We start from the raw sequence: 24,163 nt of genomic DNA on the forward strand, positions 1-24,163 counted from the left end.
GTTGACACCCTCTCTATTAACCGAATACGCGATAATATAGTTGTTTCGCTTTTGAAATATCATTTGTACCATGAATAAAAACACGACCATCCCGAAAAAAAACGATGCGGTAATCATCGAATTGGCAAGATAGTAAATACGGATTCCGATCTACTTTTCCCAGTTTTTTTAATACTTTTTCTATATCATCAAAATTGTATTTCCTATTGTCTACTGTTCTAATTTGAACTGTATTTCTTCCGCATAAAACAGCTGCTTTCGTTTGATTTTCGTATGATAAATAAGGATAAGTTCGATTCAAACCGCATGAGAGACAAGCGTCTGTTTTTATTTTTCCTAGTTTTATAAAATGGTTTTGATTATTCCATATATCAAACATGAAAAATGTTTTTCTAATTGCTGAAAAATCTTCTATTAAAATTTTGAGTGCTTCCGCCACTTGATATGCTGCGACGATTTGTACAGTCGGGCTAATAATTCCAGCGGTATCACATGTCACACCTGTAACAGGAATATTTTTCAGCATACAATGTAAACACGGTGTCTCTTGCGGAATAATTGTATAACTCATACCATACGATCCAACGCAAGAACCATATACCCACGGAATATTATGTTTTTGTGATAAATCATTTATTACAAAACGAATATCAAAATTATCTGTTGCATCAATGATTACATCTACATTTTTTAATAGACCTTCCATATTTTCTAAAGTTGCATCCATTACGAAAGCATGTATTTGTACTTCCGAATTAATTTGTTCTAGCCGATTTTTTGCAGCAATTGCTTTCGGCATTTTCTCTATCGCATCTTGTTCAGAGTACAATTGTTGCCTTTGTAAATTACTCCATTCAACGTAGTCACGATCAATAATCGTCAACTTGCCAACACCTGCACGTACGAAACTTTCGGCACTTGCACTTCCTAATGCGCCTGCTCCTACAATTAACACATGTTTATTTCGAATTTTTTCTTGTCCTTTACTCCCAATTGGTTTGAACAACTGTTGTCGTGAATACCGATCAGCCATTACATACCCTTCCTCTCAAGAACTCTATTTCATATTAGAATGTTGTTTCTGATAACAAGCAAAGTAAGCAAAACCAACAAACCCAGCTCCTCCAATTACATTTCCGATAAAAACAGGAACAAAATTTTTAGCCAGATCCATCCACGTTAGATGACCAGCAAAAATAACAGCGGAAATGACAAATATATTTGCTACTACTTGCTGAAATCCAATGACTACAAATGCCATAATTGGAATCCAAATTCCGATGATTTTTCCGACAAAATCACTCGTCCCGTAAGCAAGCCAAAGAGCAAGACAAACGAGCCAATTACAACCAATTGCTAAAATTAAAGTTCTCCCAAATGATTCATGTAACTTCCCTTCCGCTATCGCTACCGTTTTATTTAAATACTCTCCCTCTGTTAATCCGCCAAGATGTCCAAAGCAATACGCAACGAAAATTGCCCCAATAAAATTCATGAGAGTAATCCAAACCCAGTTATTCAGTACACTTATCAATGTAATTTTCTTTGCATAAAGCGCCATAGACAGTGACATCATATTTCCCGTAATTAATTCTCCTCCTGCTAATACTACGAGCATGAGTCCAACAGGAAATACTGCCCCTCCTAAAACATTAACTAGACTTCCCCAGCGCTCAGGTAAATTCCCTAAAACTCGAATGTTAAGTAAAAAACCTATCGCAATAAACGCTCCTCCTAAAAAACCGAGAATAAGCATCGCTGGCAATGTCTGTCTTACTTTTTGAACACCGGCCTCAATGACAAGCTCAGCAATTTGTTCCGGCTTATGAAATGCCATTACCCATTCCTCCATTTTCTCCAAATAAAAAAGCAGCTTCAAAAAACCTCCTCAAAATAAAGGTTTTTGAATGCTGCTTAATTTCTCTGCACATCTTTTACAGAGATATCAATCATCACTTTTACTATAAAATAGAAAATCCACAACTCTTGTAAATTTTCCATTTTTCACTATGACGCTAGCTTTATATATTAACCACCGATATGTGACATTTCAATTTTAGGTATTGTTTTCTTATTTGTATGATTTAAGCGTTCATCTGAATAACGATCTTCCCTATTATTCCATATATCGCGTACTACATCTGTAATGTCCTCATCTGTATGTTCAGAACGAAGCAATTCTCTTAAATCATTTCCTTTAGAAGCAAATAAGCAGGTATATAATTTTCCTTCTGCAGAAATACGAGCTCTCGTACATGAGGAGCAAAAAGAATCTGTTACCGATGAAATAATACCTATTTCCTCATCGCTTCCTATATAACGATACCTAGTAGCCACTTCACCAGAATAATTTGCTTCTATCCGTTCTAACGGCATCACTTTGTGAATTGTATTTACTATTTCTTGTTTAGAGACGACCTCTTTTAAATCCCAACCATTATAATTTCCAACGTCCATATACTCAATAAAACGAAGAATATGCCTGTTTTCCTTAAAGTATTGCGCCATCTGCAAAATGTCTTGTTCATTTTTCCCTTTTTGAACGACCATATTTATTTTAATTTTCATACCAACTTCAGCAGCAGCCTGTATTCCTTCCAGAACCCTTTGTACTTTGCTCCTATTACCATTTAAATAGAAAAACCGCTCTTCTTCTAAGGAATCTAAGCTAACTGTTACACGTGATAGTCCCGCCTTATATAAATCAGGAGCAAACTTTTTAAGTAACGATCCATTGGTTGTTAAACCGATATCTTCCACACCATCTATTTTATGAAGCCGCTCAATAAGCTTTGGAAGCCCTCTTCGAAGTAACGGTTCTCCGCCTGTAATTCGTAATTTTCTCACACCTAAAGAAACGAAAATACGAGTTATCCTTTCAATTTCATCAAAAGATAAAATTTTATCATTAGACAAAAACGAGTAATCAGGACCAAATATTTCTTCTGGCATACAATATCGACAGCGAAAATTACAGCGATCGGTAACTGAAATACGTAAATCCTTTAACGGACGTTGTAACTTGTCTAATGTGACAGATTTCATATTTATTGCCTCGCTTTTACTTATTTTATATTTAAAACACGCTCTGGATGCGTATATACATTTAAGGATTGATTCCGAATAAATCCTATTGTCGTAATACCTAAATCTTCCGCTAGTTGCAAAGCTAACTCAGTTGGAGCTGATTTTGATAGTATAATTTCACAACCAATTTTTGCAACTTTCAATAATATTTCCGAAGAAATACGACCACTAAAAACAATGATTTTATCTTTTATAGAAATATCGTTTCTTAAACAATAACCGTAAATTTTGTCCAGTGCATTATGCCTACCAATATCCATTCGGCTTAAAATAATACCATTCACATCACATAAAGCTGCATTATGAACCCCGCCAGTATGATGAAACGTATCCGCAGATTGCTGCATTTCTTTCATTAACCGAAAACAATCCTCTGCCGCAACCTGTACATGGACACCCTGCATTTTTTTTGCACTTAGTGCATCATTAGCAAAAACAAACCCTTGCCTACTCATACCACAACAAGACGTAATATATCGTTTATTTTGCATTTGTTCGTAATACGGATTTACTTTTGCCGTCGTGACATGTACAAATCCTTCTTTCTCTTGTACCCATATGTCATCAATATCTTCATACTTTCGAATGATTCCTTCAGATGCTAAGAAGCCTATTACCATATCTTCTATATATTCTGGAGTACTAACCATTGTAACAAACTCCTGTCCGTTCATTTTAATCGTGACTGGAAACTCTGTTACAATGCTGTCCTCTATATGTTTAAACGCCCCTTGTTCATAACGAAAGATTTCTCTTTCTACCTGTATCGGTTTCACGATCAGTATCCTTCTCTCACGTTATATTTTTATCAAAAACAAATACCGAAACTGCAATATCTTCTTCTACTTTCATATCTGAAAATAGGTTCACTAATTTCGCTCCAACAAGTTCCTCCAAATGTTCACGGGAATTCGCAGCATATACTTCTTGAATCATTTTCGTTCTAGCCATATGAACCATTTCCGCACCGTCCATCGTACTTGAAATGAATTTTTCAGTAGGTGTTAAGTTTCCATAAAGAGTCGCAATCGCCATGTTTTCTGCAAAAACAGTATGAATTCGTTCTGGCCCTTTTCCGAAAAGTTCCTTTCGAAGTTTTCGTATCATATCATTAAATTCATGTACTTTTTTTGACATACCATTATACCTCCCACAAACCTCATTTTACTTTATTATATATTTTACCAAAATGAGCCTTCCGCCCAAACTATTTCGTACAAACATTTGGGCGAAAAGGTTCACTTCATGAAACTTATTCTTCTTTTAATCCTTTTCCCATACCTTTTAAGAAATGAAGCCCAAACCCGATAGCACGGTTAATATCTGGGTCTTTCAATACTTTCATAAGATCGAATACCCCTACTTTTTTATTACTCTCTAAATGTTCATTACCTTTTTCTAGCCCTACTAATAAGCTACCTATAAGCTTTTTCGTAAGCTCCGGATCAAGTTCTGTTAAAGCACCCGCAGCCCCCATCATATTATTAATTAAATTTGTAACAGGCTCACGAGTCACTTGGCCAAGAACAATCTTTGCGATTGGTTCTTTCGCCTTTAGCATAGAATTAGCTGCTTCTAACATGCCAATATCATTCAATTCCCCTACTATATTAAACATTTGATTTAGAGCGTCTTCATTATTAGCTAGAAGCTCTTTTAAATCATCTAATTTTTTCTGTTTTATTTCTTCCTCAGTTAATTCTTGTTTTTGAATCATTTTTATAGGTGCAGCCATATTTTTCTCCTCCTACTTATCCGTTAAATGCACATACCCTGGACGTGCCCACTTACGATGTACCTCAATACCAGCTTGAGGATGACGTTTTTTATTACGCGGGTTCGCTTTTGGCATCGGATTTTCGCCATCAACTTCTAGCACTTCCATACGCACTTTCGTCTGTTTATAAGCAGGTGTGTTCGTACGCGTATCGACCGCAGGACCTGTTAAGAAATTAATCGCTGTTTCATTATCTGTAGAATTCATCGGTAAATATAACTCATTCGCTTTTACACGCTCTGTAACGAGTGCACGTAATTTTAACGCTCCAAACGGAGAAACAAGACGGACTAATGAACCAGTTTTCACTCCACGTTCTTTTGCAAGGTCTGGAGAGATTTCAACGAAAACACCAGGTACTTTCGTTTGAATACCTGTTGATTTATTTGTCATATTCCCTTCATGGAAATGCTCAAGCATACGACCGTTGTTAATGTGAAGGTCAAACTCAGCTGGAAATTCAGCTGGACGTACCCAGTCAGCAATCGCAAAACGAGCTTTTTTATCTGGGAAGTTAAATCCGTCTTGGAACAGAAGTGGTGTATTCGTTCCATCAAAACTTCCCCAATGGAAACTGTTCCACCCTTCAAGCACTTCATAGTTCGCTTGCGAGAACAATGGTGATAAACTTGCCATCTCAGCAAAGATTTCACTTGGGTGGCTATAATTCCAGTTTGCACCTAGTTTATTCGCAACTTCCTGGACGATCCACCAGTCTGGTTTCGCATCTCCTAGCGTAGGAAGAACTTGATATAATCTTTGGACACGGCGCTCTGTATTTGTGAAAGTACCTTCTTTCTCAAGAGATGGCGCTGCTGGTAATACAACATCTGCATATTGAGCAGTTTTAGAAAGGAAAACATCTTGCACAACGAAGAAATCAAGGCTCGATAACACTTCATGTACATGATTTGCATTAGAATCTACAAGAGCCATATCTTCTCCGACAAGGTACATTGCTTTCATTTTTCCTTCGTCAATTGCGTGAAGCATTTCAATATTATTAAGACCTGGTTCACTGTCAATTTTCACTCCGTAAGCAGTTTCAAATTTCGCACGTTCCATTTCGTTAGTAACGTGCTGATATCCTGGAAGCCATCCTGGTAAAGTACCCATATCACAAGCACCTTGTACGTTATTGTGACCTCGAAGTGGGTATGCACCTGCTCCTGGACGACGATAGTTTCCTGTTGCAAGAAGTAAGTTTGAAATTGCAGCGGAAGTATCAGAACCACCTGTATTTTGCGTTACCCCCATACCCCAAAGGATACATGTACCATCTGCATCACGAATCATTTCAGCCATTTGAATAAGTGTTTCTTTTGAAATACCTGTTACTTCTTCTGCATATTCAAGTGTATATTCTTCTAGGCTTTCTTTGAAATCTTCAAAGAAGTTTACATTCTCATTAATGAATTCCTGATTATGCCAACCTTGATCAATCATATATTTCGTAACAGCCATTAACCAAACTTGATCTGTTCCTTGTTTTGGACTAATAAAGACATCTGATCGCTCTGCCATTTCGGTTTTACGAAGATCGGCCACAATTAACTTTTGTCCGTGTAATTTATGTGCACGTTTAATACGTGTAGCTAGAACAGGATGACCTTCTGTCGGATTACATCCTACAATAATAACAAGACCAGATTGCGCAATATCTTTAATCGTTCCGGCATCACCGCCCATACCAATTGTACGGAACAAACCATCCGTTGCTGGTGATTGGCAATAACGTGAGCAGTTATCAATATTATTCGTTCCAAATACTTGTCGAGCTAATTTTTGAATTACATAATTGTCTTCATTTGTAATTTTAGAGGAAGAAATAAATCCGATAGAACCTTTACCGTACTCTTCTTTAATAGCGCCTAATTTATTTGCAACTACATTCAGTGCTTCTTCCCATGTAGATTCAACAAACGTTCCATTTTTACGAATTAAAGGTTTTGTTATTCGTTCTTTAGAATTTACGAAATCCCAACCAAATTTCCCTTTTACACAAGTGGAAATTGCGTTAACTGGTGCATCTGAAGATGGCTGTACTTTAAGGATTTTACGCCCCTTCGTCCACACTTCAAATGAACAACCTACACCACAAAATGTACATACTGTTTTCGTTTTCTTCGTACGAGTATCACGCATGGCCGCTTCCACTTCTGATATCGCAAAAATACCGCTATAACCAGGCTCAACTTCTTTAATTAAATCTACCATCGGTTCAAGAATATCTGGTTTTAATCCCGTCATAAATCCAGCTTCACCGAGCATCGTTTTCTCCATTAAAGCGTTACAAGGACAAATCGTTACACATTGACCACAGCTAACGCATGAAGAATCATTAATATTTACTCCTTCATCCCAAATAACTCGTGGGCGTTCCGCTTCCCAGTCTATCGATAACGTTTCATTTACTTGTAAGTTTTGACACACCTCAACGCATTGACCGCATGCAATACATTGATTAGGATCATAGCGATAAAACGGATGCGTCATATCAACCTCACTTACATCTACTTTCGGTTCATACGGATATTTTTGATGTTCAATTTCCATTAATTCTGCTGTATTATGCAGTTTACAGTTCCCATTGTTGTTGTCACATACTGTACAGTATAATAAATGATTTTCTAGTAACCGATCCATCGCCTCTGTTTGTGCTTCTTTTGCGCGAACAGAAGCACGTTCAATGCTCATACCTTCCGTTGCTATCGTCGAACAAGAACGCATTAACTTTCCGTCAACTTCTACAATACAAGTGTCACATGTTTGAATAGGATCTACTTCTGGCACGTAACAAATTTGCGGATGTTCAATCCCGTTCTCATTCATAACACCCAATATCGTCGAACCAGGCTCCGCTGTATACTTTTTTCCGTCAATTGTAATATGAACCATGTTGTCATTCATGGTCTTTCCCCCTTTTTGAGAATAAAAAAACTCCACCACGAAAATATACGCACCACATTTTTGGCACGCTATCATCATGGTGGAGTAGTTTATTAGCACATCTTGCTAAAATACCAATCCATTTATTCATAAATAAAACGATAGATTCATAACAGGTCATATCACGATTCCATCTTTAACACTATAATTATAGCGTTAAAGTTAAAAATATACAATATAAAATTTAAACTACGCATATGTCAGCTTGTAACTATCCATAATAACCCATATAAAACATAACAAGGAGTAAGCGAACAAATGGGGTCTTTTAATAAATGGATTCGTGGTGAAAAATCTTTTTCTACCCAAGAACAAGCTGATTACGCATTAAATAAATCTATCTCTTCTTCCCTTTCCCTTAATTTAAAACACTGGTCCAAACTGTTTAGCGGTATTCCAGAATTAATAACACGCACTTTTCCATTAAAAAACGGACAGGAAGCTGCACTTATATATATGGAAGGACTTGTAGACAAAACTGTTATTAACATAAACATTCTTCGTCCTCTCTTATTTAAAGAGTGGAATGAAGACGATTTTTGGGAAGCTTCTGTTTCTATCGGAAATATAAAAAAAGTTCAACAGTGGACAGACATTGAACAATCTCTTTTACACGGCAAAAGTATTTTATTTATAAACGGGCAACTATCCGCTTTAGAGCTTGATACGCAAGCGGCACCAAAAAGGAGTATTGAAGAACCTACAACAGAGAGCTCCATAAAAAGCTCACACGAAGGCTTTAATGAAGTAGCGAGCGACAGCCTTGCACTTATTCGTCGATATATTCCAAATCGCGAATTGAAAGTGAAGGAATTCACTGTTGGTGAACGAGCTACTTCAAAGATTTTTTTGCTTTATCTAGCAGATGTTGCGAACGAAAATGTCGTAAAAGAAATGGCATCCCGTATCGAGTCAGTAAAAGTTGATGCGATTCTTACTACTGGTGAATTAGAGGGGTTTGTTGAAGATAATTCCTTTACTCTCTTTCCACAATTATCAATAACTGAACGCCCTGACACAACAGCACATCATATTCTTGATGGGCGAATTGCCGTTGTTGTAGATCGCTCACCAGGCGTATTAATAGGACCTATGACCTTTTCATCCTTTTTTCAGACGATAGATGATTACAGCTTCAGACCTATGATTCCATCTTTTATACGACTCCTTCGTTTCACTGGACTATTTATTGCAATATTTGCTCCTGCTCTTTATATTGCTATGATTTCCTTCCATTATGAAGTGATTCCGCTCAAATTGTTGTTAACGATTGGAGAATCTCGAGCCAAAATTCCTTTCCCCCCCCATATTAGAAGCTTTATTAATGGAATTAGTTCTCGAAATGCTCCGAGAAGCAGCGATTCGGCTCCCTGGACCTGTTGGACAAACAATCGGCGTCGTAGGAGGAATTGTAATTGGACAAGCTGCGGTTCAAGCTGGGATTGTTAGTAACGTTATGGTTATCGTCGTATCAATTACTGCGGTTGCCTCTTTCATTATTCCCAACTTAGAAATGTCAGCAGGAATTCGGCTTCTTCGATTCCCAATGATGATAGCCGCCTCTTTATTTGGCGTCATTGGAATTATGGTTGGAATGGCAATTATTATCATCCATATTCTTTCTATGGAATCACTTGGTGTGCCATATGGTAGTCCTTTTTCTCCGTCATATGCTTCGGATTTAAAAGATACCCTTGTACGTTTCCCATGGAAAATTATGAAGAAACGGCCACTATCTCTACAATTAAAACAAGATAACCGGCAAAGAGATGTTGAGGAAAAGGAGGAGAATAAGTGACAAAACGTACAAAGAGAGAGATCACTTTATTTCAATACATTTTAACGATTAGTGGTGTTCAAGTAGGATTCGGTGTCCTTACACTTCCGCGTGAAGTTGCACAAGGTGCGAATACAGATGGCTGGATGTCTATTATTATCGGATGCGCTATCACTACTTTAGTCAGTTTATGTATTGTAAAAATTATGGAAAATCATCCTGGATATACTTTACTTCATGTGCTGACTCGTTATCTTGGAAAATGGTTAGGAAGAGTAGGAATGATTTTTTGGATTTTATATGCTGTACTTGCAGCAGTTTCCTTAGTTTTTTCCCTCCTGTATGTTATTCACATTTGGATTTTACCTAGATCTCCTATGTTTTTAATTATGATTTTGCTTTCTATTCCAATGCTTATGCTTGCATGTAAAGGTGTACTTATTATTAGTCGCTTTGCCGTTTTCACTGTAATTTTTACCCTTTGGATGCCATTACTATTATTTATTCCTCTTAAAGATGGTCATTGGATATATCTTCTTCCCTTTCTAAAGGAAGGATGGATACCAGTTGTAACCACAGTGAAATCAACTATCATTGCGTTTCTCGGATTCGAGTTTGCATTCGTCCTTTATCCCTATCTAACTAACAAATCAGCTGCAAAAAAAGGAATCGTTATTGCAAATATGATTACTTTATTTGTTTACCTACAAGTTACGTTCGTTTCTTTCGTTTATTTTAGCCCGGATGGTATAACGAAATTTTTATGGCCGACTCTTTCTCTTGTTACACCATTTCACTTTTCATTTCTGGAACGATTTGAAATTATCTTTTTATCATTTTATCTCTTCATTATTTTCGATTCTTGTATTCCTTATATTTTCACTGCTTCAGATGGAATCAATCAATTACTTAACAAAAAAGGGAGTCCATTACCTGTTTGGATTTTATTATTCGGGTGCATTTTCGTTCTATTCTTTTATATCCCTTCCTCTTACCAAATAAGTGCGTTGCGAGAATTTTGGGGAACTGCCAGTTATTTTATCGTTTTTCTATTCCCAGTCGTATTTCTCTTATACATGACACTTTATCAGCATTGGAAAAGGAGCAAAATTTAAATGAGGCGCTTTATTCATTTCACTATACCTTGCTTTCTCATAACCTTATTAACAGGCTGTGGAGACCGGCTAGACTTAGAAAAACAATCTATTTCATTAATTTACGGTTTTGACGCAAAAGGAAAATTAATTGTGTACCACGTAAACCCTACTTTTAATGAAGACGTAGAAAAAAAGTACGAAACACATGAAGCAAAAGTGCGTACACCTCGAGAAGCAAAAGTGCGTACACCTCGAGAAGCAAAAGCAACGTTTAATAGTTCAAGTGGCGGTTTAGTATCTACAGAAAAGTTACAGCTCATTTTATTTAGCACAAATTTTTTAAAACAAGAAGGGGCTATGCCTTACCTTGATGTTTGGTATCGCGATCCTAAAAATACCGGAAACATGCGCATGGTCGCAGTAGACGGTCCAGTTTCTTCAGTTATATATAATAACTTTAAAGATAAACCTGCCCTTCCCGAGTATTTAACAGATTTAATTAATACAAATAAATTATACAATCGGACAGTTTTCACACCATTTCATGAATTTCATAGGCAAACGTTTAATAAAGGTATAACACCTGCTATTTCAGAAATAAAAAAAGGAAAAAAAGATGTTATCGTTACAGGCTCTGCACTATTAACTTCTCGAGGAATTTATAAGATGTCTTTAAATCGTTATGAAAGTGCCCTTTTGCTTATGTTGCAAAAGAAAGCTAATATACCCGTTTCACTTACAATGAAAATTCCGTCTCATTCAGTTGAAAGTAATAGTCATCTAAAAGATACAGAAGGTGACGATTTCGTAACAATAAACGTTCTTAGCATGAATCGTGATATCCGTACAGACTATAGCGATAACCACTTCAAATTTAATGTTAAAATGGATTTAAAAATTGCCGTATCTGAACTTACATTCAACATGGATATAGACAAAGATAGAAAGAAATTAACTTCTCTCATTGCAAAACAACTAAACAAAGATTTAAACGATTTAATCCACAAAATCCAAAAACAGCAACTCGATCCATTCGGGTTTGGTGATTATGCGAGAGCATTTCAATATAAAGAATGGAAAACAGTTGAAGATGATTGGCCGAGTGCCTTTTCAAAAGCTAATGTGAAAGTGGCACCAACTATTAAAATTTTAGAAAATGGGATTATTAAATAGCAAAAACACACTACTTACTCTTATACGTTTAAAGAGCAAGTAGTGTGTTATCATTTTTATTTTGAAGCTTCCTATGCAGTTACGCTTCTGTTTCTTGTTCTTCGTTTTCCGCTTGTTCCAACCTTTGCTGTTCTGCAAGTTCGGCTGAAATCATTCCATAATAAATTTCTGGATACAATCCAAATATTTGATATACACTTCCTAAAAACGGCATCGGAATCCCTCTTTTCTAAAGTTGTATTGCCACTTTTAAGGATTCCCTTTTCATTCATTAAACATTCGTTTTTGATGTTTCCTCCTCATCATGAACACTTAATAAATTTTGCCACTTTTTATACGGTGCACTATTTGGGTCTACATAACCTTTCGCGTACGAACGATCCCACAATTGTTTAATAAACATTTCTTTCTCTTTCTTTGCAACCATATCGGCACCTGTACCGTAATAGTTTTGGAAATATAACTCAATTTCATCAAGGAATAGCCTCAATAATTCATCAGAAGTTTCTTCTAACGTTGGGTCATATTTCGCTTCACGGTCATACATTAAAATCATATCTAAAATATTATGGACATGCTCTTTACGAAGCCATCTAATATCTTGAGCACCTAATACAAACGGATGTGTATATAAATGTCCACCTTGTATCATCGCCTTCTCTTGTTCTTCTTCAAACCTGGACAAGATGTTTTCATAAATAAATGGGTTATGAAGCAACGCTCTGTGTAATTTATAACTTTCGCTTGAAATATTTTTCCCCATCGACTGAATTAAGAAGCTACGTCCAACGCCATTATATTGATACACAAACTGGCCATCAACAGCAACTAAACTAATCCAGCGATACATATACGCGTATAGTAGAGCACGATTACATTTATCGTAATCTAACTTCGTTTGCGTTGCATTTAAGTCTGGCATGAAGGCTGGTAAGTGCCAATACTTATCTAAATGCGGCGTTAAACTAGATTTTTTACTATTCAACTTGTTCACTCGGCGATAGTAAGACTGAAAATAATCACCTTTATCATTCATAAATCCATTTGCAATATGCCCAGACGAAAGCTTAGGAAAGTCTTGCAGTGATAAACCGTAATGTGCACGATAGCAAATGACTTCAAATGGTGAAAAAGCTTCATGTACTGTATCTTTTTCTTTAAACATTTCTTGCATTAATTCCTCTTGCAATTCTTTCTTTAAAGATGGGTGTATACCCCAATATTGTAATTCCCTATGATGCGAAACTTTCGGAACGAATGGACTTGCTAAATGGAACAAGTCTTCAATTTTTTCACGAACATATTCATCACGATCACGATTCTTATAATCCGCTTCTTTTCGTAATGCTTCAACGATGTTCAGCTCTAATTTATCGCGATAGCGTATTTGTAACTCATCGTAACAATAGTTTAGTATGTGCTCACGATAAAAGTCTTCTACCTTTTTCGATTGAATCTCTTCTGTTTTCGCATCCCGGCAATATTCCCCGTATAAGCTCATATAAATTTCCGCACATATATCTTTCGGTAATACACCTAAATTTAAATGTTGTTGCATATCTTGCCATATCTTTTCTTGCAACTTCTCTTCAGCTAATACGTATACATTCGTTGGGTTTGTTTTCCCTTCAAATTCCTTGCTTCGTTTTTGAATTTCAAACAGTAAATTTTCACGTGTTTCATGTAAATTATCAAAAAATCTTTCCCAATATTGAATCATTTTGTTAACTGCTTGATATAGCGATTGATAAACGAGTTCTAATAGCATTTCTTTACGGTATTCGTTTAATTTGTGTACGTACTGCGTTACAATATCTTCAAATTCCTTTTTAAATAAACGCTGCTGGTTATTAATCATTTTTCCAAACCAGCCTTGTTGCTGCGCAATTTCTACTCGGCGTACAGCTGTTACCGTTCCATCAATATTACTCACATTAAATTTCTTATCGTAGTTTTGAATTAAATTACGCTTTTGTTCATTATTTTCATGTAGTCGATTCATTTTTTCGACTAACTGCTTTCGAATTTCATATAACATAAAACGAGCTGCTACTGGGTGAACTGGATCTGTTTTCTTTAAAAACCATGTATTTAATTGATAGGACTGCCCTTCAGAACCACTTGGTGAAAAGCGGTCTGATTCAATCATGTCATATAAAAGTGTCGTTACATGTTCATGTACACGGCTCGGAATCGCATACGCATATAAACGAACCGCATGATCCACTCTTGCCACTTCACCTTTCATTTGTTCCATCATTTTCAGTTTCGTAGCTGAAATTTTACACTCATGTTGCAGACGATTTAATTCCTCATCTTTTTGCACCGTTCGTTGTACATAACTTTCTACAGCTTCTAAAAACAGTTTTGATTTCGCAACTCCGAGCTTACCACCCTCTGCTCCTTCACGTGTTTCATTGTACATTTGTCTATAGAAAATATGAGCTTGCTCTGGACGGGTAGCAAGATGCTCCAAGTCCTCTAAATAACTTTTACCTCTTTCCGGCTTTTCACGTTGCATCCCACGTTTTACATCTTGATCGTATCTTTGCTTCTTCTCTTGAAACAGTTGATCTAAATGAAGCCACGATTCATCTAAACCTTGCACCGCCCATTTTAAAGCACAATATTTTAACACATGTTCATATGGATAAATGAGTTTTGCCGTTCCTGCCCCGCAATATCGTCCTTTTCCGCTTGATTCTGCTAATTGCTGAATTTGATTGTCTTCCTGTGCAAAATGACTTGTGGACATCGGGCTAAATAACTGTAAATAAATTGTATTTGCCATCTGTTCCATATAGTCTGATAAATTGTGTAAATGGTGTCCATGTAGGTTTTCGTAATCGTATAAGAAACAATAATTGTACGGTAAATGATGTTGTTTAATTGTATGATTCGTTCTTCCGTCTTCATCTACTTGATCAGGGCGATACTCTAATTCAATTGTTACACCGCCGCGTTTTGATAATTCTCCAGTAGACCCGAGCGTAATAGCATGTAATTCTTTTAACGATGCATAGCCATTTGCTTGCACCGTTTCAAATTCTTTCGCGCTAACTGTTCTCGTCTTTACTAAAACATCCGGCATTAAAAACGCACCGCGTATTAAAATGTTATGATGCTGCAATTTCTTCCGAAGCATTTCACGTAAATATAAAGCAATTTGCAGAAACATCCCTGAACCTGTTCCGCCTGCTAGTGATGTTACTATAATGACACGCACACCATATTCCGTTTGATCACTTGTAACCGGAAAAATTTTCTCGATTTCTTGCCAAAAAGACGTCAATTTATCTTCTTTCATCGCAGCACGTAACGCTAAACGTGAAATAACGCGTAACTGTCCTGCTCCTTCTGTTAATGGCTTATCAAGTATAGTCGGATCCATCGGAAACCACTCTGGGATCGTTGGATCTCCTGCAATATACTCCCTAGGCGTTTTACTAGAACTTGTTTGTGTCTTAAACTTTCGAATATGATCAAATTTACTTAATGTATTCACATCTGTATCAAATACGTGCATTGCTACCTTTTTTCGGCGCTCTTCAGGCAGTTTTTCATATATTTGATGCGTCACAGTACTACCGATTCCACCTAAACCAATTAATATTGTTGGAACTTGTAATGTCATGTGAACCACCTTCCTATTCTTGCTTGTTTGAAAAAAGGAGAAGAGAATCCATACTCCATCCCCTTCTTATCCCTACCTACTATTCACATTCGTACTTGTAAATCTCCTTACCATATCCCCTATCAATTAGTAAAAGTTCATTTGGATATAGTGTCTTATGTTCCATTCCTACTTCATCCTCTGTTATAAACATTCCATCAATAATCATTCCAACTACTTGTGATTCTTTCGCTACAAAGACAGATTTCGAACCTTTCTTCGCTATAAATGTAACGGATTGCACAGTTTTTCTTTCTGCTCTAAATGGGATACCAAAATAATGGTTCCACCATTTATTTCGAAGTAATTCTGGTTCAGATTGATATAGCCAATCTTTCGCTACCTCTTGATCCCATTCATAATACAGTAGTGCTTTCCTGTGAAATCTTGGCCGAACAATCCATCCTAAAACAATGATTCCTACTACTAGCAGTAATAAAGTGATAGGAATGACAAATTTAAAAATAAGCGCATATTTTTCATAAAACGGAGCATTTTGAATATGAAGTGATATTTTTTTCTTTACTTCTTGTAATTTTGAATCTTGCACTACGATGGTAGCTTCTATGGTGCCGGTATCTGTGAAATTGAATGTGTCGGAGTAATGAGGGCGAGGATAAATATAAATTTGATTACCATGTTGTTTTATTTCATAGTTGATTGATTGTTTAGATGTGACACCAGTAGATTTTAATAGTTTCTTTACAGCCTCTTCTGTCATCGGCTTACCATCTAACTGTGGTTGTATAATAAACGGTTTACTATTCTCTAAATTTGTTACTTTTTCTTCATAATCTTTCGTAATCGTTTGTAGTGATAATTTTGGTTTTTCCGTTACTTCGATTTTAAATTCTTTCGTCTGTCTGTAAAATCCCTTTATGTTCATATGAACTTTCCCACGCACTAGCCCTTTAGCAATCTTCATTTCGTAGTAAAATACATGTTTTTTATCGTCCCACTTCATCGGGTAGTGTTTTCCGTCTATTTCTAATTCTGCCTGAAAGTAAGAAGACTGAACTGGTAACTCCGTAGGCTTTGCTTCAATAACAGCAGTAACACCTTCGTACATTTTCTCTACATTTTTTTGACTACTATCATCTTTGTCATAAGTAGAAACCGTATAATTAAGCGCTGGTTCAACTAGTACTTGTAGTCCTTCTTTCTCAATGTCCTGGTCCACTTCTATCGTATAAGTTCCTGGTTTAATAACTTCCTCATTTTTCGTACTTATATGAACTATATTTCCGAACAATTTTGCTTCTCCTGGTGCATGTATGGAAAAAGAAGATTGTAATTGTAATGGTTTAGAAATTTGTGTGACCTGATAATCGAGCAGAGAAGGCGATTGTCGTACAAGCGTCATACGCTTTAACGGAAACGGTGTTGTAATCTCTACTCTTTTCCCAACTACTTTCGTTTTTACAATCGATTCAACAGAGGAGAATGGATCACGATTTGCAACTAATGCTGCCACTTGATTTACACTTTTTACAATGCCATCTTCTCCGCTTGACGGCATCGTAACACCATTTATCTCTTTCTTCCATATTTCCTTGAACGTATTTAGTTGTTCTTTTTCTTGTTGTCCTAAATCTTCTTCCATCGTAATTAAGACTGGATGTAACGATATCTTTTTTGCATCCATTTCTTTCTTAAACTGGGCTAATTTCCGCAAAATTTGTTCTTTTCCGCCAACCTTATCTTTCTCTAAATCATTAAATGCCCCGTCAGTTAATACAATAAGCCAAAATTCACGTTTTCCATCTATATCTGCTTCCTTTTTTATAGATTGCATCGCCGTTTCGACTGCGCTAAATGGAGTATTTAAATACGTTTTCCATGCTCCAATTCCCTCAATTTCTGTTTGCCTTTTATCCTTCGTTAACGAAATGTTTAATGTATCATTCGGCTTACTCATTGGAACGTAAGAAAATTTATCTTTTTCATCCAATAGCGCAACTAAACTTTGCAAAGCATAATTGGCATATTTCCAGCGATCGTTATTTCTCATGCTGCCCGAATCGTCATATACAAGTGAAACGACCCTTTCCTTTGCCTCCTCTCCTTTTGCAAAAGCTGATAAAGGTAAACATATAAATAGAAACAACATGAACGTGGCACAAATTCGGATTTTCATGATGAGGCTTCGCCACCTTTGTAGACAAATTCCTATGTTTAAATTTATGAGAGGAAACAAGATATATGACTTGTATTTTAGGACAACTAACCCACCATAACTTTATTATGTAAACAGACCATACACTTGGTAATATTCCTTCTAGCATTCTCTATCCAATTATATAAGTAAAAAAGCCTGTTTAAGCTCCACACTTAAAACAGACTTTTCCTACTTTTTATTTTAAAAACACTTAACAAAAAGTTTGATTTTTAACTAACACATCACTTCAATTGTAAATCCACCAGGTGCTTCCACATAAAACGTATACGCATGTGCACGTTTAGGAGCCTCAACCAAAAATCCATCTTCCTTCAATCTTTGATTTATCTTATCTACTTGTTCTTCACTTTCTTGTGGAAATCCTACATGAAATGTTTTTGGATAATGTACGTCTTTCCCTTTCATTAACGTTAATATAAACCCATCATTATCACGCATAACTGCAAAGCCATTTCCCCTTGTTCCGCTACAAGTTAAACTAAAATACCTCTCTAAAAACGCTCTAGATGCTGTTACATCTGTAACTGTTAAATTAAGATGTTTAATTCCCAATCCTTCACCTTCTTTCTCAATTTTCTAACATTTTATCATACAAATAAAAAACACGCCTTCCACAGCGTGTTTCATTGCTTTACATACACTTCAACAATCGGATTCTCTTTATGATCCGCATGCAAGCGTATATTCTCTTCACTTGTATTATAAATACTAGCTAATAACATTATCGTTAACACATTAGGTGTCTTCGCATCACTTCCGTATTTTCTCTCAAGCGCTTCCTTATATTCAAAATCTAAATCCCCCTGCACATATGTATACACTTCAAAACCATCTTCTAAATTGCAAACTACTGTATCAATAATATCTGCCCCTACTTGCTTCTTCATTTCCTCTCGCAACGCTTCAATAAATTCTTCCCACGGTACTTCGTATGTCTGAAACTGATCTGTAGATTTCATGCCTTTTCCTCCTTATATATCCTCTCCTTATATTTCCCCTTTCCTATAACAATTATGATAGATAGGGCATTCGTACAAGCCGCACTTGTCCCCCTTACATATCGTATTACTGTAATGCGGAAGGAGGAAAGAACATGCATAGACAAAAATGTTATGATACATGCCGACGTTACTTCGGAAAAGTTGTTCGGATTGAAGACCGTGATGGCCGTATACATTTAGGGAAAATAATCGATGTGACACAAAGCTCTGTATGGATTGAACCGGTGCAACAGCGCTCATCTTTTGATTCAGGATTCGGATACTACGACGCTTATGCAAACGGTGGTTGTGACCTTTGTGGAGGCCTTAGCAGGTGTGATAGTTGTGGATTCGGATGCGGTGGTGGATTCAGCAGCTGCGGATGTGGTGGTCGTGGTTGTAGTAGTTGTGGTTGCGGCGGCTGGGGAGGCGGCGGTTGTGGCTGGGGTATTGAACTCGGATTTGGTTTCATCTTCGGAATTACATTAGCTGCATTATTTTTCATTTAACATAGTAAAGAGTTGGCTACCTTTAGCCAACTCTTTTTCTTTATTTTTCACATATAAAAATACGATGCCCTAAAATGTGTTGGTACATAAGCCGTACATTTTCATGCTGTACCCACGCCTCATATAACTCATTCGGAATATGTGAGGATACATTCCATTCTGGCTCTTCTACATAGCCAGAGATTGTTTCTGCAATCGTGCCACCACCTGCAGTTGTAATTCTTTTAAAATTTGCTTTCTGAAATAATTGTACCCACTCCTTCTCAGTTAATAGTTCTTTCATGCCATATAATTGGGCGATTTTTTCTTCCTCACCCTTATCAATGTGCCTATCAATAATCATTTCAATGACAACAAGCTTACCGTCCTGCTGTAATACACGATAACACTCCGAGATAACCCTTTCTTTGTCTGTAAAAGCGATGATTGATTCTCCAAGTACGAACTCAAATGAGTTATTCAAACACGGTAAATGCGCTACATTTCCTTCAATTAATTGTATATCTAACCCTTCAAACAACCATCTATCTTTTGCCTTTTGAATCATAATTTCATTCTTTTCAACCGTTGTTACTTTATAGCCAAATTCCCTTGTCATATACGCCGCTGTTCTCCCCGTACCGCAACCTATCTCAAGGACATTCGCTCCATATTTAAAAGGCAGTTGTGCTAACAATTGTTTTGTTAACGTAAAGCCACCAGGATGAGCACTTCCTATTCCGTAATAAGCTAGGAAATCGATGTATGTGTTTCGTTTCATGGGATTCTCCCTTTTTTATTTTATATATTCAAGCACGGAAGAAAAGTGCATAGAAAAAAGGGCGTATTGTACGCCCCCCATCTTACTTATCCTCTGTAATATATGCCCATTTATAGCTGTAGTCTCCACCAACTGGATGGTGAACAATACCTTTTACTTTAGGTCTTTGAACGATAGCATCACCACGTTGATATAATGGTGCAATTGCTGCATCTTCCAATAACATTTTCTCCGCTTTTAGTAAGCTATCCCAACGCTCTTTCGTTTTCGTTAATAGCTCACCTTTACCTTTTTGTACAATTTCATCATATTTAGGATTTGAATATCCTGTTTGGTTATGAGGGCCATTTGTAACGAACATATCAATGAATGTCATTGGATCTAAGTAGTCAGGTCCCCAACCAGCGTAAGATAAATCATAATCTAGATCTGATTCTAATTTTAACTTTTGTTTAAATGGCTGGTTTTTCAAATTCACTGTTAAACCTGGTAAGTTTTTCTCAAGTTCTCCTTTTAAGAATTCTCCTACTTTTTTCGCACCATCACCATCATAGTTTAATAGTTCTACTGTAATTGCATCTTTTCCAAGTTCTTTTTTCGCTTTTTCCCAATGCTCTTTTGCTTTTTTCACATCTGTTTTTAAAATATCTCCATTTTCTTTACGGAAGTCTTTTCCATCTGGGCTCTTAGCAAATTCTTTTGGTACTAAGTAATCTGCCGGGGTAGATCCGTCATTTAAAATAACGTTCGTTAAGCCTTTTTTATCATACGCTTTTGCAATCGCTAAACGTAGATCTTTGCTCTTTAACACTGTATCTTGCCCACCACGTTTTTGGTTTAAGCGTAAGAAGTACGTTGACGGTGTTTTTTGTGTAAAGAAGTCGGGGTTTGATTTATATTTGTCAACAAATTCAGATGTAAGTCCTGAACGATCGATTTGTCCACTTTCATATAAGTTAACACGTGTACCGCTATCTTTTACTACGTTAAAGTTGATTTCATCTAACTTAACTGTTTTATTATCCCAATATTGTGCATTTTTCTTTAACTTCCAACCTTCTTCATGTTTCCAGTCTGTCAATGTAAACGGTCCGTTGTATAACGTCGTATCTGATTCTAAACCGTACTTTTCACCTTTTTCTTTTACAAATTTCTCGTTTAATGGATAAAATGTTCCAAATGAAGTTAATTCTACAAAGTAAGGAACTGGATTTTCTAATTCTACTTCTAACGTATAGTCATCTACAGCTTTTACTCCTAATGTATCTAGTTCAGCTTTTCCTTCATTAATCGCTTGTGCATTTTTCAAATCAAACATAATGTATGCATATTCTGCTGCTGTATTTTTATCTACCGCACGTTTCCAAGCAAACACGAAATCTTTCGCTGTTACAGGCTCTCCATTTGACCATTTTGCATTTTTATTTAATGTAAATGTATATTTTTTACCATCATCACTCTTTTTATATGATTCAGCAACTCCTGGTGTTGCTTTATTATCTTTATCAAGTCGATATAAACCTTCCATTACGTTGTTTAAAGCGAGAAACGATACTTGGTCTGTCGCTTTAGCAGAGTCCATAGATGGAATCTCTTGAGACTCTGTTAAATTAAGCACTTGCTTCGCCGCTAGCTTTCCACCTTCTTTTTCACCGCTTTTTGGTGTTGTGCTTGCCTTCTCTTTATCTCCTGATCCAGAGCAAGCCGTTAATGCCATACTCATTACTAAAACTGGTGCTACGACCGCTGTCAATTTTTTCATCTTTTTTCTCTTCATTTTTTTGTACCCTCCCCAATTATATGTACGATATTAACATTTAGAAATTCTCTACTAACTTTCGTTATCAGAAAATTCTTATTAATTAATATTCTACTATTTTTTTAGGTTTTGTAAAGTATTTTTGTAAATTTTCTAAATATTTATTTTTTTATTATAGTAACTTATCGTTTTAACTACTATATGGATTATCCCCTGTCTACTATATGTAAACATCCTTCCCCTTATTCCAATCTATTACTACGTTCTATATTTTTCTTATTAGCATGAGGTCTCTTACTATCATCTGTCTTACTACTTACTGACCTCTCTAAATCCCTCCGATAGAACCTTCCTAATTACCTACCCGATTCTCAATAGGCTAACGAGATTTATTCCCTTATACATACTAAAAAGCATTTCAAAAGCAGCTCAGCCACTTTTGAAATGCTTTCACTTTATTTTTTTCCGCCATCCTCAGTTACATACGCCCACTTAAAGCTATATTCTGGACTGATGTTATGTTTCACAATTCCTTTTACATTCGGTTTCATTACATACGATCTTCCTGTTTGATATAAAGGGACTAACCCTGCATCTTCTTCAAGGAATAATTTTTCAGCTTTCCCTAACGTTTCCCAGCGTTTTTTCGCATCACTCATTAATTCATTACCTGCTTTTCCTACCATTTCATCGTATTTTGGATTTGAATAACTCATTTGGTTGTACGGGCTCTTCGATTCAAACATATCAATAAATGTCATTGGATCCGCATAGTCTGGACTCCAACCAGCATAAGAAATTTCATAATCTTGCGCAGTTTCTAATTTTAATTTTTGTTTGAACGGCTGAATTTTCGTATTAATCGTTACACCTTTTAAATTTTTCTCAATTTGATCTTTTACATAGTCAGCAATCTTTTTCGCAGTTCCATCATCATAGCTTAGCAATTCAATTGTAACTTGATCTTTTCCAAGTTCTTTTTTCGCTTCTTCCCATGCTGCTGCTCCTTTTTTCGGATTATATTTCAGACCATTTTTAAATGTATCTTGATAATCTTTACCATCTGGCCCTGTCGCAAGTCCTTTTGGAACCAATTGATCTGTTGCTTTTGATCCATTATTTAAAATTACATTTGCCAATCCTTTTTTATCAACTGATAATGCAATTGCTTCACGAAGTTTTTTGCTCTTTAAAGGCGTATCTTGTCCGTTACGTTTTTGATTTAAACGTAAGAAGAATGTACTTGATTCCGCATACTCACCATATTCTTCTTTGTTCGATTTATATTTATCTACAAACTCTCCTGATAGTAATGTAAAATCAATTGATCCTGTATCATATAAGTTTACTTTCGTTGCAACCTCTTTTACTACACTATAGTTAATTTCTTCTAATTTCACAGTCTTTTTATCCCAGTACTTATCATTTTTCTTTAGCTGCCAACCTTGTTCATGTTTCCATGAAGACATAACGAATGGACCGTTATACACAGTTGTATCTGCTTCTAAACCGTACTTATCACCTTTTTCTTTTACGAATTTTTCATTTAATGGATAGTATGATGGGAATGCTAATAAATTTAAGAAATACGGTACCGGTTTTTCTAATTCTACTTCTAGCGTGTAATCATCTACCGCCTTCGCTCCTAATTCAGTTACAGGTTTTTCTCCTTTATTAATCGCTTCTGCATTTTTAATATAGTAAGCAATAAATGCATATTCTGCCGCAGTATTCTTATCAAGTAAGCGTTTCCATGCGAAAACGAAATCTTTCGCTGTTACAGGATCACCATTTGACCATTTTGCATCTTTTCGCAGTTTAAACGTATACTTTTTACCATCTTCACTTTTCGTACTAGACTCTGCCGCAGCAGGAATTGGCTTATTATCTTTATCAAGACGATATAGGCCTTCCATCGTGTTCCCTAAAATTTGCGAACCTAATGTATCAGTAGATTTAGAAGTATCCATCGTCGGAATCTCTTGGTTTTCCGTACGATTTAATACTTGTTTCGCTGCATATTTAATATCAGTTTTTTTTTCTTCCCCACTATTTGATGTAGTAGTCGTTTTCTTTTCCCCACCTGCCCCAGAACATGCTGTCAATGCAACACTCATCGCTAAAACTGGTACTACAACTGCCGTTAACTTTTTCATCTTTTTTCTCTTCATTTTTATACCCTCCCTAATTATATGTACATTACCAATCCTTGAGAGACCCCTTACTAAAGATTTATTTTTCAGAAAATTACAACTAATGTTATTCCGCTCTTTTTTTCGTACTTGTAAATAGTTTTATTTTAAATATTCTTATTTTTTAATTTAGTAGGATTTATCCCCCATCTACTATATGTACATACTATACACATTATTCGCCTCTATTTAACCACACTAAAAATTAGTATTTTAAGCTCACAAAAAAAGCATTTAAAAGTAGCTAAGCC

At 36.1% G+C, this 24,163-nt stretch carries 18 protein-coding genes and 1 pseudogene; 4 read left to right on the forward strand and 15 right to left on the reverse strand.

Going from position 1 to position 24,163, the window contains the following annotated elements:
• Positions 1 to 16: 16 nt before the first annotated feature.
• From BAQ53_RS16640 to fdhF, 7 genes are all read right to left on the reverse strand, one after another.
• Entirely contained in the window at positions 17 to 1,033 is a 1,017-nt protein-coding gene (locus tag BAQ53_RS16640; RefSeq protein WP_000785256.1) for a molybdopterin-synthase adenylyltransferase MoeB, read from the reverse strand.
• A gap of 24 nt (positions 1,034 to 1,057) precedes the next feature.
• Entirely contained in the window at positions 1,058 to 1,837 is a 780-nt protein-coding gene (locus tag BAQ53_RS16645; protein ID WP_002164134.1) for a formate channel, read from the reverse strand.
• Positions 1,838 to 2,028: 191 nt separating this feature from the next.
• Positions 2,029 to 3,045, reverse strand: a complete 1,017-nt coding sequence (gene moaA / locus BAQ53_RS16650; RefSeq protein ID WP_000844116.1) for a GTP 3',8-cyclase MoaA — start codon at positions 3,043 to 3,045, stop codon at positions 2,029 to 2,031.
• 20 nt (positions 3,046 to 3,065) lie between these two features.
• Entirely contained in the window at positions 3,066 to 3,863 is a 798-nt protein-coding gene (fdhD, locus tag BAQ53_RS16655; RefSeq protein WP_000802676.1) for a formate dehydrogenase accessory sulfurtransferase FdhD, read from the reverse strand.
• A 16-nt stretch (positions 3,864 to 3,879) separates the two neighbouring features.
• A complete protein-coding gene (locus BAQ53_RS16660; protein ID WP_000039582.1) occupies positions 3,880 to 4,224 on the reverse strand; it encodes a Na-translocating system protein MpsC family protein in 345 nt (114 codons plus the stop codon).
• A 115-nt stretch (positions 4,225 to 4,339) separates the two neighbouring features.
• Positions 4,340 to 4,822: a helical membrane plugin domain-containing protein gene (locus BAQ53_RS16665; RefSeq protein WP_000729889.1), complete on the reverse strand. Its 483-nt coding sequence runs from the start codon at positions 4,820 to 4,822 to the stop codon at positions 4,340 to 4,342.
• A gap of 12 nt (positions 4,823 to 4,834) precedes the next feature.
• The gene (gene fdhF / locus BAQ53_RS16670; protein ID WP_074593079.1) at positions 4,835 to 7,774 is read right to left on the reverse strand and encodes a formate dehydrogenase subunit alpha; all 2,940 of its coding nucleotides are present in this window, start codon (positions 7,772 to 7,774) and stop codon (positions 4,835 to 4,837) included.
• A 297-nt stretch (positions 7,775 to 8,071) separates the two neighbouring features.
• Here fdhF and BAQ53_RS16675 point away from each other — a divergent pair.
• The 3 genes and pseudogenes from BAQ53_RS16675 to gerSC all read left to right on the forward strand — a co-directional run bounded on the left by BAQ53_RS16675 (position 8,072) and on the right by gerSC (position 11,860).
• Positions 8,072 to 9,611, forward strand: a pseudogene (locus BAQ53_RS16675) (spore germination protein).
• Positions 9,608 to 10,705 carry an endospore germination permease gene (locus BAQ53_RS16680; RefSeq protein WP_208905986.1) on the forward strand — a complete coding sequence of 366 codons (1,098 nt, stop codon included), beginning with the start codon at positions 9,608 to 9,610 and terminating at the stop codon, positions 10,703 to 10,705. Before BAQ53_RS16675 ends, BAQ53_RS16680 begins: the two are co-directional and overlap by 4 nt.
• Positions 10,706 to 11,860, forward strand: a complete 1,155-nt coding sequence (gene gerSC, locus BAQ53_RS16685) for a spore germination protein GerSC (protein WP_208905989.1) — start codon at positions 10,706 to 10,708, stop codon at positions 11,858 to 11,860.
• 79 nt (positions 11,861 to 11,939) lie between these two features.
• Here the strand turns inward: gerSC and BAQ53_RS16690 are convergent, their stop codons facing one another.
• The 5 genes from BAQ53_RS16690 to BAQ53_RS16710 form a co-directional block, all read right to left on the reverse strand.
• A complete protein-coding gene (locus tag BAQ53_RS16690; RefSeq protein ID WP_001116180.1) occupies positions 11,940 to 12,074 on the reverse strand; it encodes a phosphonate ABC transporter permease in 135 nt (44 codons plus the stop codon).
• A 57-nt stretch (positions 12,075 to 12,131) separates the two neighbouring features.
• On the reverse strand, positions 12,132 to 15,494 hold the full coding sequence (locus BAQ53_RS16695) for a tubulin-like doman-containing protein (protein ID WP_046945594.1): 3,363 nt from the start codon (positions 15,492 to 15,494) through the stop codon (positions 12,132 to 12,134).
• 79 nt (positions 15,495 to 15,573) lie between these two features.
• Positions 15,574 to 17,670: a vWA domain-containing protein gene (locus tag BAQ53_RS16700; RefSeq protein ID WP_000702070.1), complete on the reverse strand. Its 2,097-nt coding sequence runs from the start codon at positions 17,668 to 17,670 to the stop codon at positions 15,574 to 15,576.
• A gap of 255 nt (positions 17,671 to 17,925) precedes the next feature.
• Positions 17,926 to 18,264, reverse strand: coding sequence for a VOC family protein (locus tag BAQ53_RS16705; protein ID WP_000511527.1), 339 nt, complete (start codon positions 18,262 to 18,264; stop codon positions 17,926 to 17,928).
• Between the two features lie 71 nt (positions 18,265 to 18,335).
• Complete coding sequence (locus tag BAQ53_RS16710; protein ID WP_000842901.1) at positions 18,336 to 18,671, reverse strand: hypothetical protein; 336 nt, start codon at positions 18,669 to 18,671, stop codon at positions 18,336 to 18,338.
• A 134-nt stretch (positions 18,672 to 18,805) separates the two neighbouring features.
• Between BAQ53_RS16710 and BAQ53_RS16715 the strand changes: the two genes are divergently transcribed.
• Complete coding sequence (locus tag BAQ53_RS16715) at positions 18,806 to 19,201, forward strand: hypothetical protein (RefSeq protein ID WP_000554999.1); 396 nt, start codon at positions 18,806 to 18,808, stop codon at positions 19,199 to 19,201.
• 40 nt (positions 19,202 to 19,241) lie between these two features.
• Here BAQ53_RS16715 and BAQ53_RS16720 read toward each other — a convergent pair whose 3' ends face one another.
• The 3 genes from BAQ53_RS16720 to BAQ53_RS16730 all read right to left on the reverse strand — a co-directional run bounded on the left by BAQ53_RS16720 (position 19,242) and on the right by BAQ53_RS16730 (position 23,891).
• Positions 19,242 to 19,961: a class I SAM-dependent methyltransferase gene (locus tag BAQ53_RS16720; RefSeq protein WP_000828258.1), complete on the reverse strand. Its 720-nt coding sequence runs from the start codon at positions 19,959 to 19,961 to the stop codon at positions 19,242 to 19,244.
• Between the two features lie 82 nt (positions 19,962 to 20,043).
• The gene (locus BAQ53_RS16725; protein WP_000823446.1) at positions 20,044 to 21,738 is read right to left on the reverse strand and encodes a peptide ABC transporter substrate-binding protein; all 1,695 of its coding nucleotides are present in this window, start codon (positions 21,736 to 21,738) and stop codon (positions 20,044 to 20,046) included.
• A gap of 437 nt (positions 21,739 to 22,175) precedes the next feature.
• Positions 22,176 to 23,891: a peptide ABC transporter substrate-binding protein gene (locus BAQ53_RS16730; protein WP_208905991.1), complete on the reverse strand. Its 1,716-nt coding sequence runs from the start codon at positions 23,889 to 23,891 to the stop codon at positions 22,176 to 22,178.
• Positions 23,892 to 24,163 lie beyond the last annotated feature (272 nt).

It is taken from the genome of Bacillus sp. B25(2016b) (assembly GCF_001679765.1).
Classification (GTDB): Bacteria; Bacillota; Bacilli; order Bacillales; family Bacillaceae_G; genus Bacillus_A; species Bacillus_A thuringiensis_K.